General features: G+C 60.7%; 10 protein-coding genes. 3 read left to right on the forward strand and 7 right to left on the reverse strand.

Features of this window, described 5'->3' with window-relative positions; translation table 11 throughout:
- Nucleotides 1-366: 366 nt before the first annotated feature.
- The 3 genes from gyrB to KTAU_RS16425 all read right to left on the reverse strand — a co-directional run bounded on the left by gyrB (nt 367) and on the right by KTAU_RS16425 (nt 7,880).
- Nucleotides 367-2,382, reverse strand: coding sequence for a DNA topoisomerase (ATP-hydrolyzing) subunit B (gyrB, locus tag KTAU_RS16415; RefSeq protein WP_151729384.1), 2,016 nt, complete (start codon nt 2,380-2,382; stop codon nt 367-369).
- Nucleotides 2,383-3,797: 1,415 nt separating this feature from the next.
- On the reverse strand, nt 3,798-4,421 hold the full coding sequence (locus KTAU_RS16420; protein WP_151729385.1) for a zinc ribbon domain-containing protein: 624 nt from the start codon (nt 4,419-4,421) through the stop codon (nt 3,798-3,800).
- 423 nt (nt 4,422-4,844) lie between these two features.
- Nucleotides 4,845-7,880 (reverse strand): alpha-mannosidase, encoded by a 3,036-nt coding sequence (locus tag KTAU_RS16425; protein ID WP_151729386.1) that lies wholly within the window; start codon nt 7,878-7,880, stop codon nt 4,845-4,847.
- A gap of 276 nt (nt 7,881-8,156) precedes the next feature.
- Between KTAU_RS16425 and KTAU_RS16430 the strand changes: the two genes are divergently transcribed.
- A complete protein-coding gene (locus tag KTAU_RS16430; protein WP_151729387.1) occupies nt 8,157-9,011 on the forward strand; it encodes a class I SAM-dependent methyltransferase in 855 nt (284 codons plus the stop codon).
- Nucleotides 9,012-9,026: 15 nt separating this feature from the next.
- Here KTAU_RS16430 and KTAU_RS16435 read toward each other — a convergent pair whose 3' ends face one another.
- Nucleotides 9,027-10,358 carry a pyridoxal phosphate-dependent aminotransferase gene (locus KTAU_RS16435; protein WP_151729388.1) on the reverse strand — a complete coding sequence of 444 codons (1,332 nt, stop codon included), beginning with the start codon at nt 10,356-10,358 and terminating at the stop codon, nt 9,027-9,029.
- Between the two features lie 172 nt (nt 10,359-10,530).
- Nucleotides 10,531-11,712: a CaiB/BaiF CoA transferase family protein gene (locus tag KTAU_RS16440; RefSeq protein WP_151729389.1), complete on the reverse strand. Its 1,182-nt coding sequence runs from the start codon at nt 11,710-11,712 to the stop codon at nt 10,531-10,533.
- 285 nt (nt 11,713-11,997) lie between these two features.
- On the opposite strand from KTAU_RS16440, the gene KTAU_RS16445 reads away from it, so the two are divergent.
- Entirely contained in the window at nt 11,998-13,005 is a 1,008-nt protein-coding gene (locus tag KTAU_RS16445; protein ID WP_151729390.1) for an isoaspartyl peptidase/L-asparaginase family protein, read from the forward strand.
- 205 nt (nt 13,006-13,210) lie between these two features.
- On the opposite strand, the gene KTAU_RS16450 is transcribed toward KTAU_RS16445, so the two are convergent.
- Complete coding sequence (locus tag KTAU_RS16450; protein ID WP_170293364.1) at nt 13,211-14,458, reverse strand: protein kinase domain-containing protein; 1,248 nt, start codon at nt 14,456-14,458, stop codon at nt 13,211-13,213.
- 5 nt (nt 14,459-14,463) lie between these two features.
- Nucleotides 14,464-15,492: an ROK family protein gene (locus KTAU_RS16455; RefSeq protein ID WP_170293365.1), complete on the reverse strand. Its 1,029-nt coding sequence runs from the start codon at nt 15,490-15,492 to the stop codon at nt 14,464-14,466.
- Between the two features lie 555 nt (nt 15,493-16,047).
- Here KTAU_RS16455 and KTAU_RS16460 point away from each other — a divergent pair.
- On the forward strand, nt 16,048-16,563 hold the full coding sequence (locus KTAU_RS16460; RefSeq protein ID WP_151729393.1) for a hypothetical protein: 516 nt from the start codon (nt 16,048-16,050) through the stop codon (nt 16,561-16,563).
- Nucleotides 16,564-16,643 lie beyond the last annotated feature (80 nt).

Here is a 16,643-nt window from a genome sequence, read left to right on the forward strand (position 1 = left end):
GTCTCCTCTTTCTTTCTTTTTGGCCTGGCCGCACCGCCGTGGAGCTGGAGCTGCTGCCTCTCCCTCGCCAGACGAGAGGGGCGGGTGATCTGCCTGCTAGAAATCGCTGCTTACTCGGGGACGAGAGACAGGTGCTTCTCTGCCATCGGCTGAGCTTGCTGACAGCCTCAACAGGGAGAAACGCTCAGGAGCGCCTGGCTAGGAGGAAGGAGAGAGGGCAAGGCGTTGACAGGAGAAGAGGGAGGAAAATAACAGGAGTGCGGGCTGCGAGTTCATGCCTCTCCCTCGCCAGCCGGAAGAGGCTGGTCAGCGAGGGAGAGAGCAAGGCACCGATTGGGTGTCATCTGTCCGGTAGGTTCCTAAACGCTAGATATCCAGCTCAGCATTCTTCGCGTGGCTTTCGATAAAGCGCTTACGGGGAGCCACTTCATCGCCCATCAGCATATTGAAGACGCGATCGGCCTCCACCGCCTCCTCGATCGTCACCTTCAGAATTGTGCGGCGGGCCGGGTCCATCGTCGTCTCCCAGAGCGTCTCGGGATTCATCTCGCCCAAACCTTTGTAGCGCCCGACCTCTGGCTCTTTCCCGTTATGCTTTGCCTTATATTCAGCGATCAGAGCATCCCGCTCCTCGTCGGAATAGGCGTAACGCACCTCCTTACCCATCTTCACGTGATAAAGAGGTGGCTGAGCGATGTAGAGATGACCGTCCGTAATCAGCGGTTCCATATAGCGGAAGAAGAAGGTCAGGAGGAGTGTGCGAATATGGGCGCCATCGACATCGGCATCGCACATAATCACAATGCGTCCATAGCGCAGCTTCGACTTATCGAAAGATTCGCCGATACCCACGCCGATGGCGGTGATAATATTCTTCACCTCCTCGTTTTCGAGCATCTTCTGCAGGCGGGCACGCTCCACATTGAGAATTTTGCCGCGCAGGGGGAGGATGGCCTGGAAATGGCGATCGCGGCCTTGCTTAGCGGAGCCGCCGGCGGAATCGCCCTCCACAAGGTACAGCTCACAGCGATCGGGGCGGCGCTCAGTACAGTCGGCCAGTTTCCCGGGAAGAGTCGTATCGAGAGCATTCTTACGCTGAACCAGCTCGCGGGCTGCGCGAGCTGCCTCACGGGCGCGCGCCGAGGTCAAGCACTTCTCGATGATCGCGCGTGCCTCCGAGGGTGTCTCTTCCAGGTAGACCGAGAGCATTTCGGCGGTCACCGCTTCGACGATCGGGCGCACCTCAGCGTTATTCAGCTTGGCCTTTGTCTGTGCCTCGAACTGGGGGTTCGGCAGCTTCACGCTGACCACCGCTGTCAGGCCCTGGCGCACATCCTCGCCAGTCAGATTGCTCTCCTTCTCCTTAAGGAAGCCCATCTTACGGGCATAGTCGTTGAGCGTGCGCGTCAAGGCGCTGCGGAAGCCAGTGATGTGCATACCCCCGTCCACCGTGTTGATGCCGTTAGCGAAAGAGAACTCCGTTGTATTCCAGCTATCGTTGTACTGGAGCGCGATCTCGACCTTCACCTGGTCGACCTCGCGCACGATGCTGACGGGGCGGCTTTGCAGGCAGTTGCGGTTCTTATTGAGGTAGCGAACAAACGAGACGAGGCCTCCTTCGAAGTAGAAAGTGACCTCGCGATCGTTGCGCTCGTCGCGGAGAGAGATCGTCAGGCCGCGGTTGAGATAAGCGATCTCGCGGAAGCGCTGGGCCAGGATATCGAAGTTATAGTCGCGAGTCTCCATCACCTGGAGATCGGGGAGGAAAGTGGTCTTGGTGCCGTGGCCCTCAGCCGGTCCCAGGTCCTCGACAGGAGTGACAGCGACGCCGCGCTCGTAGCGCTGGCGATAGCGATGTCCATCGCGCTTTACCTCCACCTCGCACCATTCTGAAAGCGCATTGACCACCGAGACACCCACGCCGTGCAGGCCGCTGCTGAACTGATAGACTCCGCTGCCGAACTTGCCTCCGGCGTGCAGGATGGTCATCACCACTTCCAGCGTCGACATATCCGGGCGCTGGTGATGTTTTTCCACAGGAATACCGCGCCCATTGTCTTCGATCGTCACCGACTGGTCAGCGTGGATCGTGACCGTTACCGTATCGGCGAAGCCGGCCATTGCCTCATCGACGCTGTTGTCGACCACCTCATAGATCAGGTGGTGAAGGCCGCGCTGATCTGTCGACCCGATGTACATGCCAGGTCGGACGCGCACCGCCTCCAGGCCCTCCAGAATCTGGATATGCTGCTCGCTATACTCCCCATTGCTGGCATTGCCACGCGGCGCTACCGTGGAGCCGTTGAGCTTCTCCTTCGGAAGAGCGCCATCACCAGCTACCTGCTCAGCCGTTACTGCCAGAGATTCTCTTGCTTTTGCCATAGGGTCTGCACGTTCCTTTAGCGCTAACAGCCTTCTATTTATAGAAAAAGAGCGAAGAGGCCGCTCTCGCCCTCGTAGCTATCGCAGCCTGTGGACTCGCGCGAGCCGGCGTGTAGCTGGCCGGCGCCGAGTTCTCCCCTGACAGACCTGACCACCTCAGCCCAGGTCACCAGCGCAAGGGCGGGCTGGTCTATGCTCGTGGCCTGTGCCTGTCTCTTCGTCTGTCCGCTTGCTTGTCTGTCAGTCTTGTCGGTCTGCCTGAGCGGCCTGGCTACAGCCTCAGAACCAAGGCGCCCAGCCTCTCCTTGCCATGACACTTGCTTGCTCGCTTGCTCGCTCGCCAAAGCCGCAGTCAGACTGACTGGCGGTTTCCACGCAGGCTGGACAGAGAGACGGACAGGCAACACTCGTCAAAAACCTTACTGCTCGCTTCGCTTGATTTGCTGCCTTACTCCCGCTCCTCTCTGGTCTACCGGGCTAAGGCGCGGCCAGTGCCATCCATCCCTCGATTGCGCATCGTCTGGAATACGTGCGCCTGGCGGTCTCAAGCACCTTCGTGCTGACCAGGGCGAGGAGACAGGCTCTGTGAGGAAAAGGTCTCAGCTGCTATGCTGCTTATCTATTCTTTCTGAAAGAGAGAAGCCAATGTGGTAACGAAGTTACCCTTTGGTGTCTCTCTTATTATATCACATGCAGACCTTTGGGCCAATCAAAGACGGACAGATTGACCACTGGTAGAGCTAGAGCGGGTGTCGTCTGTCGCTGCGCCGATCTGCCCTGTCTCTCTATCGGCCTGTCATCTCAACCAGCCAGCCAGCTCAAACGCTCATCCTCTATATAGATTGCCTGGCGTCGGTGACGAGAGGCGTCACCTCTTTCCAAGCGCCATACCTGGCCTGGACCGGGCAACAGTCAGCATCTGCGGGTCCGGGCAGGAAGGCATGCATTTGGGCGAAGCGAACGATCCGACAAGAGAAAAAGCACACAGCGAGCAGCCAGCTCATATCTCCCTGCTATTTGTGCAAGCCAGGCAGCAGACCGGTCAGCGATTCAGAGAGGATTGAAAGAGACAAGACAAGAGCCGTCTGACCAGGTCAGCGAACCGGACAGGCGGCTCATCGCCGGTCACTGTGTCCTGCAACAGAGCAGAGAATACCGAGCTAGTGCCTGGGAGCCAGCGCAGCGCTCACCGTGCAAGGGGAAAGGTGCCAGACAGCGCAGAAAGACGACAGAATAACATAGCCGGGCGGCCAAAGCCAGGCCAATCCATCGTCTTCTCAGCTGTTACAGTCGGCCAGTTGCTTACTCATGCGCTCTATCACGTATTCACTGGCTCACCCACTCAGTCAGCCAAAACAGCCAGCAAGACAGAGTGAGCAAGTTGCGGAAGCTAAGAGCCTAAGAGCCAAGGCTAGCTAGAAGCGATTACCGCCGAGCGGCCCGCTCATCGGAACGCCTGGTGGCTGATTGGCGGGCATCCCGGCTACGCCTGGCATCGACGGAACGCCGGGCACACCGGAGACGCCGGGAACGCTAGGCATACCCTGCATCGGCATGCCCATCAGATTAGTAGCGCAGTAAGGGCAGAACGACCAGCGCAACTCAAGGAGACGCTCGCACTTGGGACAAGGCCGCTTAAGCTTCTGTCCACAGGAAGGACAGATCTGAAAGTCCGACTCCACGCGAGCGTGGCAATTCGTGCATGTCTGACGCTCTGTCATCTCGGCCAGCAGCGACTCCTCTTCCAGCTGGCGCTCGTAGATCTCTGCCAGCGTCTGGCGAGGGCGCAGGATCAGGTAGATCAACAACCCGCCCACGTTAAAGACCGCTACCAACAGAGTGGCGATAACCTGCGTGGCCAGGTCTTGGGAGCGGGAGCGAATATCGCGGAATGTCCAGATGATCAAGCTTATCCAGAAAACGAAGAAGAAAGCAAGAAAAAAACTAATAATAAGCCCCAATGCGTTCTGCAGGGTTGTTAGCAGGCCGCCCCCACTGGGCGTAGCTCCGAGAATAAGGCTAAGAGATTGCGCGTTCACAGGATGAAGGCCCCTTTCAGAATAGACATAGCTCAGTACACACAATTACAACGGACATCCCCGGTTGAATGTTGCTCCTTCCAGGACTTCCAGTACCCCCCTCCCCTGGCTGGCCTGCCGGCGAGGCAAGGCTCCCGTGGCGTAGCGGGGCGTGGCGGGGCGGAAGTGGTCGCGCGTGCACTGATCAGCGCGGCGCTGTCTCCGGGTCCGGTCCGCCCCGTCACAGTCTTTCCCGTTACACCTTGCCTTGGAGCTTGACAGGCCTTGCTCAGCCATCGACCGTTGCCTCAGAAGAGCAGAGGGCAGGATAGGAGCCTGAGCAAGACGAGGCCCCAGCGAGAAGCAGCCTCACCCTCAGCGGGGCCTGGGTCTGGAAGAGCTAACATGTTATCGATGCTGAGTAAAGACTCACAGAAGAACGATCTAACGGAACAGCAGCGTCACGATCTCCCCGGCGCGCAGCTGTCGCCGGATAGGAGGTGTGTCCTGCAGCGATGAGCTATCCTGACTCCCCTGCCATCCAAGCTGCTCGTGCGGTTCCTCCAGTAAGTTTGCCACAAATGCCTGACTGGCGGCAAGGCCGGGCTGGAAAGTCGCCTCGACCTCGTGGTCGAGCGGATTGTAGACGCGCACCACCCAGCCCTGGTCATCGAGCGAGCGTTTAATGGCGCTGACCACCAGCTCGGGGGGCGAGACCTCGACCAGCGAGGTGCTGGCCGGAAGCTGGCCGTCGTGCTGGCTGGTCACCGTGGCGCGGACGGGCAGATTGAGGGCCTGGGCTTCGCGTACCACCAGGCCATCCTCGGCTTCCCACGTGCCGCGATGGGGCACCAGCGCGTAGTCGAATTCGTGGCGTCCAGGACACTGAGCCTCCGGTGTATAGTACATAGGGCCGGCGGGACCCTGGCGCGTTGAGAGATCGTCGCGCGAGAGCCACTCAACGCAGCGCAGCAAGGTCAGGGCCAGCGCCATCTGACCCGGCGCCAGGCCCGGCCCCCCCTGCACAACCTCATATTCCGGCAGGCCGCGGTTGAGGACCGCCAGGCCAATCTGGCCATCGCTGAGGTCGACGAAGCGCTTCTGCGGGAAGGTATTGACGGGTGTCTCGGCCCACTCGCTGACGTTCTCCGGGCGAGGAGCTGTCACCGGACGCAGACGCACCTCAAACGTTCCCTCGGCGGCTACCCTTTCTATTGTATAAGGGATCGGGAATAGCACTCGCAGACGATGATCGCGTGCATTGTTCTCCACTGTCGTGTGGATATCGATGCGGCGCACCCCGGGGTAGAGCGAGATCTCGCTGGTGATCGGGCAGTCGACGAAGCCCTCGCCGCGCCTATCGCGGCTATCGCTGCAGGTCGCCGGCAGGCGCCAGATCGAGCTGATACGCAGAGCGGCGCGCACCGGACCAGCGCTCAGCAACTCAATACGGGGTGGCTGGGCCGGCGTGCTGATCAGCGTATCGTGTGTGGGCGGGCAGTAGGTATACAGGTCACCAACGTCGCCGCCGTCGACAAAGCGATGCAGGCCGCGGAAGACAGCGCCCGTCTCCTTGTCGGTCACTGTCAGCGTACCAAGCTCGCCATCCACCTCGACGCGATAAAACTCATTCTCGATCGACTGGGGAGAGCAGTGCAGCGTGGCATGCTCCAGCGGCGGAACCTGGTCGGGCTGGACCGCCGGATAGAGCCAGTAGGTTTTCGCCCCGTAAGGCGGCAGCTCGCTGGCCAGGAACTCGACCTTCTGCTGTTCCAGCTCAAAGACCTCGAACTCCAGCGCCTTGATCTCTTCGCGCTGAAGCAGCTGCAGCACCTCCTGCTCGCTGGCGAGCAAGCGCTCACGGTCGCCTTTGAGCAGATTGGAGGGCGCAAGGGCGATTTCGATGCGGCGCAGGTCAGGAGTAGCGGCAGGCAGCACGCGCAGATCAACGATCTCATCGGGGTCGTCGGGGATGCCCATCGCAATCCTGATAGTATCATGGGTCAGCGCCAGGAACTGGCCAGGGCGGTCAAAGGTGCCCACAGCTTGCATCCGGGCCAGCGCCTGACGTTGAATCGTCTGGCTGCCGATGCGCCGACGATGCTCGCCCAGCACCCGGAAAGGCAAAGCCCGCCCGTGCTCATCAACGAGGACTGCGCGCTGCAACGACTCAGCGATATGGATCTCGACGGAGGCCGCCGCATTGCGTGGCCCGGGCCCCATATTAAAGACCACGATCGGGAAAGACGTCTGCCCGTGACCAGCCAGCGGCTGCGGCGGCAGCGTCCGCATGCTCTCAGTGACCCGCTGCAAGGCCCGGCTAACCAGGGCCTCACCGATCTGCTGACACTGCGCAAAGCGAACACTATTCTCGCGATGGACCTGATCGATGCTGCAGCCACAGATGCTATCGTGCGGCTGGTTCTGCAGCAGGTATTTCCAGGCCAGGTTCACCAGACCACGCGGGTAGTCATCGCCGAGCTTCCAGGCCCAGAGCGTCAGTGGCTCAACCCAGTGCTGCAGCAGATGCTCCTGCGCGGTGTTCTGCTGCTTGATCCACATACGTGTCGAAAGGACAGCAGGGAGCAGATGAGCATAGCGGCTGCTGCGCAGCTCACCCTGGAGGAGGCGAAGCTGGCGCTGCTGCTGCTCGATGCGCCGACGCACCTGCTCGATGTACTGGGGAATCGTCCCAATCTGAATATGAATACCTTCATACTGATGATGATTGCTGTGAGCCGAGCGCGAGGCGTTCCCCAGGAGCTTGTTGGCTGCCTCAATGGTTGCCGGCAGGCCCTGCTGCGGCTCCAAATGGTCGGAGCCATTCATCAAGAGCAGCGTGTCCGTCGTGGTCGGGGTACGGTCGAGTAGCTGCGAGACCACCATCTCCAGCCGCGTGATGAAGGCATCAGGAGTCAGGGGCATCAGGCGCGCATTGCCGTAGCCTTCGGGCAGGTAGATCACCAGAACCCTGGTGCCATCTGGCGCCTCCCAGTAGAATTCACTTTCTCTGACCTCATCGCCCACACCTCGCCAGAGAACCGCGCTGTCAATACCGAAGCCCTGCAGAATCTGTGGCATCTGGGCAATATGACCGAAGCAATCAGGCAAGTAGCCAACGCGCATAGGCTCCCCAAAGCGCGCAGCTTGCTTAAGACCCGTCTGCAGATTGCGAATCAGCGACTCGCCACTGACCAGAAACTCATCGGGCTGGAGATACCAGGGACCGATGAGAATGCGCCCCTCGGCAATGTATTGCTTGAGACGCTCCTCCTGCTCCGGTCGCACTTCCAGGTAGTCTTCAAGCACGATTGTTTGCCCATCGAGCATGAAGTGCTTGAATGCTGCGTCATGTTCCATGATATTCAGCAGTTTGTCTATGGTTTGCACCAGTCGGATGCGAAACTGCTGGAAGGTCAGATACCACTCGCGGTCCCAATGGGTATGTGGCACCAGAATGATGCTGAGTTGCCCACTCATACGTTTTCCCTTGTTATGTTTCCATCTTTTATCGATTTATTGCTGTGCATTTACCACCTGCACGGCCTGGTGGGGAGCCTGCTAGCAGACGGCGATTACCGATGCAGGTACAATAAATGTTGAAAGATATTATACTCGCTGTCTACCCGGATGGCAATAAATGCCCCTCGAAGTAAGACTCTTAGTTAGTCAAAATGGCCCCCTTGCATTGAAGCTTGCTCCCATATATAATCTTCGCGCTAACACCTACCATTCAAAATCGAGGAACTGCGACCTGTGGTCACCAGCCTACACGTTGTCTTATCACACGTCCAGGTTGCCCCTCTTTTGCAGGCTCGTCGGGAGGGGAGGCGGCAGTGGGAGCTCTCGCCGGACCTGGGCCTCTCCCAAGTGACGGTTGCCCTCACCGAAGAGGGGGTGCTTTTCCCTTCGGGCGAACTGTTGCGTTGGGATGATGTTGAGCGCATCGCATCTGCTCTCAATAGCTGTTTTCTGCTGGAGCATGGTTCCGTGCGGGCCATCCAGACCTTCTCGTCGGTGACCAATCGCCCCTGTAGTCTCTATCCGACGCAGGGGGCGCCCAGCCTGCTGATCGCTGGCTTTGTCATGCACCGTGTCAAGGAGGTCGATCCGCTGGAGGACACGCGCCTCAAGATGCGCACGCTGGCGCCCATCGGCGGGCGCGTGCTGGACACAGCCACTGGCCTGGGTTATACCGCCATCGAAGCGGCCCGCCATGCTGACGAAGTGATTACCATCGAGCTTGATCCTGCGGTTCAGGAGGTGGCTCGCTTTAATCCCTGGTCACAGGATCTCTTCCATCATCCGAAGATCCGCCGCATGCTTGGCGATGCCAGCGAGCTGGTGCCGACCTTCCCCGATCAGTATTTTTCGCGAATTATCCATGATCCGCCGGCCTTCGATCTGGCTGGCGAACTCTACTCGGGTGCCTTTTATCGCGAGCTGTATCGGGTGCTCCGCGGAGGGGGGCGCCTCTTCCACTATGTTGGCGACCTGCAGAGCCGTGCGGGTAGCAGCACCTTACGGGGAGTGACCCGCCGTTTGCAGGAAGCTGGCTTTGCGCGGGTGTTGCCGCGTCAGGAGGCGTTTGGCGTGGTGGCCTATAAGTAAGGCTGAGGAGGCAGGCTACCCACCGGACCCCAATGCGCTCTGATTCTCTCTTGCTGAGTGTTGTCCCAACTCCTCGCTGTGCTCGCGCGCCTCGCCGACTCCTGGCGCGTGCTCCTCCTCCTCGCACAGCTCACAGATGGTGCTGAGGCCCTGCTCGATGGTCTCCTCCTCTGCTCCCAGTGAGACGCGTACGTGGTTCACGGTCCTGGTGCCGAAGAGGCCTCCTGGCACGACCAGCACGTTCCGGCGGCGGAGCAGTTCCAGGGCGAAGGCGCTGGACTGCGCGCTGTCGCGGCTGTTGCTGTGCTGCCTGCCGTTTCCCTTGCTGGCGATATTGACCAGGATATAGAAGGCGCCATGTGGCGTGTATTCGTAGCGCCCGTAGCGCTTGAGCAGAGCAACCGCGCGATCGCGGCGCTGGCGGTAGGCGGAGCGCATCTGAGCGACGCAGTCCTGTGGTCCACTCAAGGCTGCTGCCGCGGCGCGCTGGGTTGCCAGCGGCAGGCTGGTATAGCTGGCGTCAAGCACCTGACTGAGGCTGCGCATGAGAGTCTGGCTCGCGACCAGATAGCCGATGCGCCAGCCAGTCATGGCATATGTTTTTGAAAAGCTATAGACGCCGATGAATATTTCCCGCTCGCGCTCCGCTGGTGTCAGCAGCGTAGCGGGGCTGACATGCTCTCCTTCAAAAACAAGCTCATCGTAGCATTCATCTGAGAGCAGCAACAATCGATGACGCCGGGCGAAGTCCAGGAGAGCGGCCACTACTTCCCGGGGGAAGACGGCCCCGGTGGGGTTGCCAGGGCTGTTGACAATCAGCAGGCGCGTGCGTGCGCTGACTCGGCGCTCCAGCTCGGGCAAGTCCGGTAGCCAGCCGCTTGCCGGATCAAGTGGGTAGGGCACGGGCCTGGCGCCTGTAATGGCCAGCTGGCGATAGTAGTGGGGCCAGCCGGGATTGGGCAGCAGTACCTCGTCACCCTCGCCTACGGTCGCCAGTAAGGCTAACTGGACCGCCCCCGTTCCGCCGACGGTCACTCCGATATTGGCCGGTGAGACCTCGTAGCCATTGACGCGCCTGATCTTCTCCGCCAGTAGCTCGCGCAGCCACGGCCAACCGCAGGATGGCCCGTAAGTTTGGGCTTCTTCCTGCAGGGAGGCGAGGGCGGCTGCGATGATGTGCGGCGGAGTGCGGAAGCTCGGCTCGCCGATCTCTAGGCGGAGCAGTGCCTGACCTGCCCGCTCTTGTTCCTCAGCGACCTGGCGTAGCTCGGCGAGGGGATTAGGCGGCAGGCGCTGCCAAAGGCGCTGGCCTGGCTCCTCTCTTCCCTCTGAGATCCCTTGTTGCATATCTACTGTTCTCTGACTCCCTTATTGTATCACATGGACCGGGCTGTCTGTCCACTGCCTGCCTGCTTGCCTGTCTGGTAGCTTACTCACTGCCGCCCGCCTCGGTCTCTCTCCTGGCTGCTCATTGCCTCCTTCGGGGGAACCAGGGTCTGGGAGTGCTAGCTGTTGATCCTCAGATGATACCCCGTGCGCGGAAGGCAGCGATCTCTTCCTGGCTGTAGCCCAGTTCGCTCAGGATTGCGGCGCTGTGCTCACCCAGTTGTGGGGGCTGGTAGCGCTCTTCCGGGGACGTGTCGGAGAGACGCGGGAAGGGGCGCAGGGTGCCGAGCGTTTCACCGGCGATTGCGCTCAAGTGGGCGACGCCGCGAGCCTGTGCGTGGGGGTCACTGAGCGCCTCTTCTAGGGAGTAGACCGGCCCGACGCAGGCGTCGAGATCGGCCAGCTCAGCCAGCCACTCATCGCGCGTCCTGGTTTTGAATATGCTTTGTAGAATGGCGATCGCCTGTTTGCGCTCCTCGGGTCCGACAGGAGTATGGAAAGGCAGTAGCTCCAGATGGCCGATGCGAGTGCAGAAGGCGTGCCAGAATTTCGGTTCGAGGGCGGCCAGGGTAATATAGCCACCATCTCTTGTCTCATAAATATTGTAGCAGGGCAGGCCACCGTCGAGGGGAGAGTGTCCCGGTTGGGGGGCCTGACCCGTTGTCAGATAGCTGCTCATGGCCAGGGGCAGCAGCGCCATTGCTCCCTCTGTCATGGAGACATCGATCAGGCGTCCCTGGCCGGTCTGGCTGCGCCCGATGAGGGCTGTGAGGATGCCGATCACCGCCATCAGGCCACCGCCGGCCAGATCAGCCAGCTGGGTCGGGGGCATGACCGGCCTTCCCTGCTGATCGCGGTTGTAGTGCAGCAGCCCGGCATAGCCAAGATAATTCAGATCGTGGCCAGCGCGCTGGCTATAGGGGCCGTCCTGGCCGTAGCCGCTAATGGCGCAGTAGATCAGCTCGGGGCGGATCTCGCGTAGCTGCTCGTAGCCCAGGCCCAGACGCGCCATAACGCCGGGACGGAAGCTCTCCAGCAGGACATCGGCGCTGCGTACCAGGCGCAGGAAAATAGACCGGCCCTCCTCGGATTTGAGATTAAGTGTCAGGCTGCGCTTGTTGCGATTGACCGCTAGAAAGGCCAGGCCCATACCGCTGGGACCGTAGGGGGGCATGTGCCGTCCATAGTCGCCGCTGCCTGGCTCTTCGACCTTGATGACATCGGCCCCAAAGTCGGCCAACAATTGCGAGGCGTAGCCTCCAGGCAAGAGACGGGAGAGGTCAAGTACACGGATGCCGCTCAGAGGCTGGGTCATGCCTGCTCTCCTTACTGCAGTGTGGGAACTCCTGGTCCGTCCAGGTTGCTTGACAAACGCTGTCTGTCCTGTCGGCTGGGAACGATTGATGAGCGACAGTGTTCGCTATGTTATAGCAGGATTAGTCAGTGCTGTCAATCCTCTACCTCTTCCTTTGTCGGTGGCTGTCTGGCTAGCCGTGACATACATAGCCCCTGCGGCCTGGGGATGCGAAGCTGAAGGGCGCTGCGTGATACAATGCACTCAGAGCCATGAATCTGTTGGAAATGAGGAGCACAGGAGTAGATGCCTATCGCCATTGTTGTTCATGGAGGAGCCGGCTCGATCCCCGAGGAGCGGGCAGCGCTCGCCCAAGCCGGCTGCCAGGAAGCAGCAGAGCTGGGATGGCGCATTCTGAAGCAAGGAGGCTCGGCTCTCGATGCGGTTGAGGCGGCAGTGCGTGCCCTGGAAGATAATCCGGTCTACAATGCTGGCACGGGAGCCACCCTGACGCAAGATGGCCGGATTGAGCTAGATGCGGGCATCATGGAAGGGCGCACCCTGCAGGTGGGAGCTGTAGCTGCTGTTGAAGGCGTCAAGAATCCGATCACGCTGGCGCGGCGTGTGCTGGAGAGTCCGCATGTTCTGCTTGTTGGGCATGGAGCCCAGCAGTTTGCGCTGGAACAGGGAATTCCGCTCTGCCGTACTGAAGAGCTGTTGACTGACTATCAGTATCGCCGCTGGCGCGAGGGGCAACGGGGTGTCGCGAGCCAGGCGGCTGAAGATGACGAGGATGAGCCGCCTTTCTACCGTTTGGAAGTAGCCACAACGATGTTTGCCTCAGACGAGGGGGAGCCTCCCTATTATCGCCTCCAGGTCGGCGCGACCAGCATCCACGTAGACGAAGAGCGACATGGAACGGTGGGAGCGGTGGCTCTCGATGAGTCAGGGCTGTTGGCTGCGGCCACCTCTACGGGTGGCATCTTTCAAAAGTATCCCGGGCGCGTCGGTGATACCCCCCTCGTCGGCTGCGGCTTCTACGCCGATGAGCATGCGGCGGTCTCCTGCACCGGTCAGGGTGAAGACTTCGTACGCCTGTTGCTGGCGCGGCGCGCTGCCGACTTTGTCGCCCTGGGGGCCAGCGCCGAGGCTGCAGCTCAGGCGGCCATCTCTGTCTTGAGTGCCAAAGCCAGCGGTAAAGGGGGCTTAATCATTGTCGATGCGGCGGGACAGGTTGGGCTGGCCCACAACAGTCCGCAGATGGCCTATGCCTATCGCTGTTCTGGGATGGATCAACCAGTTTGTGGGGTTTAAGCCAGCAAACAAGTAGGTTAAGAGTAGACGAACGCGCGAAACGTCTCGCCCTCTCCAGAGCCGGCTGGCCGGCCTCGGCTGGCTGACCAGCCGGGGCGAGACCAAAGGGCGGCAGCCTGGGACACCACCTCGCCTTCTCCATACTCTCCCCGTAATCCTGGCTCGCCCGCTCGCCCCGCCGTCAGGAGCGCTTTCTTGGTCGTCTCTAGTGCAGCAGGAGTGTGCTTAAGAAGAAGCCCAGGGCAAAGAAGCAGGCAAAGATCACCAGACCGCAGACCAGCAGCAGCAAGAAGGGGATCTGTTGTTGTTCCTGGCCTGGTTCCCCCTCTGGCCTGAAGTGGGTTGAAGGTGGCGTGCCGGTGTAAGGGTAGAGGGGAGCTTGGGGCTGAGCAGGGGTCACCTTCAGCGAGCTGTCGGCGACGGTTGGCGAAGCTGGTGACAGCTCCAGGGCAGAACCCGGCTGGAGGCCAGCGGAAGGCGTAGGGGAAGCAAAGGAGGAGAGGCGACGCCCACCTTCACCGCCGGGTAGCGACGAGAGGGACTGGCCGTCAGTTTCCGGCAGCAGCGGAGCGGGAGTGAAGGGGCGGGCGACGGCGCCCTCTTCCACCGCCGGTGCGCCTACCGCGACCGAGGCAGGTACGGCGGTTTCCAGAGCCTCGCCCAGTGCTTTCAGCTCCATATAGAGAGCTTCGGGTCTATTGATATGCTGAGGATGGTCACGCATGACTGCGCGGGCGACGAGATCGCACAGCTCTGGAGGAATGGCGCGCAGGAAGCGCAGGCGCCCATCGGGAGGCGGCTCGACGCTGGTAGCGCCGGCGGGTCGTCCTGCCAGCAACTGATAAAGCAAGAGGCCGACGGCGCGGGTATCATCGTCGAGGCGGCCCTCACTTGCCTGGCCCCAAGGCAATTCCTGGTCGGAGAGCACGATGCCAGCAGCGCCGACCACGCTCCAGGCGTTGAAATAGGCGAGATCGCTGGGAAGGGCGAAATTATTGACGCGCAGAAAGCCCTGCCGATCGCGCAGAATGGCGGAGGGGGTCAGGTCGCCGTGGCAGACGCGGCGGGTACCGCTGGCAGCATAGACCAGGGCCTGGCAGAGCTGGCTGCCAAGCTCGATCACCTCAAGAGGAGAGAGCTGGCGTTGCAGAAGGGCGGCGAAATCCTCACCCTCGACGTACTCCTGGACCACATAGAACTGGTCGCCCTCGCCAACGAGATCATAGAGGCCCACAATATGCGGGTGGGAAAACTGAGCTGTCATGCGCAGGGCGGTGCGATAGACAGACACCTGCGACGGGGGCACCGCCTTGACAGCGACAGGGCGCTGCAGGACCTGGTCCAGGCCCTGATAGACGGTGCAAAAAGGTCCCTGCTTAATCAAGCGTCGCAGCAGGTAACGCCTGCAAATGACCCGGCCTGTTTCCACAATCGATGCCTCTTTATCAATCAAAGCGATTACAGATCCTGGAGAGCCAGCGTCACCGCTCCGACAAGGCTCGCCTGGGGGCCCAGCTTGCCCTGAACGATGCGCAGATGCTGGCTGGCTGCGGGCAGACAGAGCGCGCGCAGACGCTCGCGCAGGGGGGCGATCAGGGGTTCCCCCACGAGCGCAACCGACCCGCCTAAGATGATCATACCGGGATTGACAAGATGAACGATATTGGCCAGAGCGAAGGCCAGGTAGGTCAGCACCTCGTCGATCAGGCAGCGAGCCACCTCATCGCCCTCTGTGGCCAGTTGGAAGATCTGCCCCACTGTGATGCGCTCGGCCCTTCCCTCGGTAAGGCGGTGGATGGCCGCTAATGTTGCAGGATGCTCGACGGCACGACCGATCATCGTGCGAACGATCGCCTGAGCGGAGGCGATGGCTTCCAGGTGGCCGTAGCCGCCGCACGAGCATTTCGGCCCATTCTGCATCACGAGCAAATGGCCGATCTCGCCCGCCGTCGAGGTCACGCCGTGGTAGATCCGGCCATTGACGATGAGGCCACCGCCAATTCCACGACCCAACCCGACGTAGAGGGCCACTCGCTCCCCAATGCCGGCCCCGTAAAGCACCTCTGCCAGAGCGGCAGCATTGGCGTTATTGTCGATGATGCAAGGGACGTTCAGGCGTTCGGCCAGGTAGTCCTGCAGCGGAAAGTTATCCCAACCATGCGCATGGTAGAGCGTCCGCACGATCCCTTGTGAAGCGTCGACTGGCCCGCCAACGGCGACACCTACGCGCAGCACGCGCCCATCGCGCAGATGTTCGGGGTCCAACACCTCTCCCAGCATGGCCTCCAGCAGCTGGAGCAGGGTTGTCGTATCGGGAATATACTCCAGAGGGCGGCGCAGCTGGTAGAGAATGTTGCCGTCCAGATCGGCCAGGGCCACTGATTGTCGCGTGCCGCTACCGCTGATCTCAATACCCACTACATAGCCCTGGGTGGCCAACAGCTTACCGGTGGACCGTGGCGTCTGGCTGCTGCGTTCTGTAGACACGCTCCTGTCTCCTCTTGCGGGCTTGCCTGGTGCTGCCGGTGTGGGCAGGGCAAGCACAAAACAGAACAGCACAAAGCAAGACAGAGAGGATTGGTCGGTTTCTACTTCGGCGCTTGCCTCTCCCAGGTTGGGTTGGGCTAGACCGCACTGGGCAGATCACCTGCACTGTTGCTGTCCTGCTCCCGTTGCTTTCCTACTCACGCCCTGGCGCTGCCTCGCCCTGCCCGCCAGCGGGGTGGGCCATTCCAGGAATTCTGATTAGATTACTCCCTTGTTACAGGCAGTGCTCTCTAGATGAACGAGACAGCGGCTTCAGTATATCATAAGAAATGCCTCACGCAAAGTACGTTAGGATGGCTGTCTCACCTCAGCTGGCCAGCCCTTCTTGGCCTTCTGAGACGCCTGCTTACTATGACAGCTGCCTGACCTCTTGCTTGCATCAGGGGGAGACTGACCGCTACAATTGGTCCAGAATCTGGATGGGCATCAGCTGCCAGCAGCAAGGCTGGGGGATGATGCCGGCCTCAGCATTTCGGCAATCTGCGAGGGAGGGCGATGGTCTCATCTTCGCTGGCTGAGCCGCGCACCTTTGTTGGGCGAGGCCTCAGCCCTATGAAACGAGCAGTCACAATCGTGGCCTTGCTGGCGATTACGCTGGCGGTACTGCTGATTGCTTTGCACGAGGGCCTGTCGGCAATCGGCAGTACTATTGCGGCTTTGCTCTTTATTGCTGGTTTTATCTATTATCTCTGGATTATTGCTCCGCAGCCCTTTACGATCACCGTGAGCGCGGAGGAGATCGTGAAGCGCGGCCAGCGCGGCGAGACGGTGGTGCTGCGCTGGGAGGAGCTGGCGCGCGTCAAGGAGGAGTTTTTCCCCAATGGAACGCGTATTAGCCTGGCGCTTTATCGCCGTCCGAGCACTGACGGCCAGGGGGAGAACGCCGGCCAGCCGGTACGGGCCTGGGTGGTCTACCGCGACGACGTTGATGATCTTGATGGGCTGGCGGCCCTTGTACAGCAGCTGAAGCCCGCTGACTGCCGCTGGGAGAGCGCTAGAGTCCATGAGTGAGTGACTCGGTCCAGACGGGCCTGTCCTCTGCTGTGGCACTCTCTAGCTAGTCTTGCTTGCCTGCTTGCTGTCTTTGCTCC

The organism is Thermogemmatispora aurantia, from assembly GCF_008974285.1.
Lineage (GTDB): Bacteria > Chloroflexota > Ktedonobacteria > Ktedonobacterales > Ktedonobacteraceae > Thermogemmatispora > Thermogemmatispora aurantia.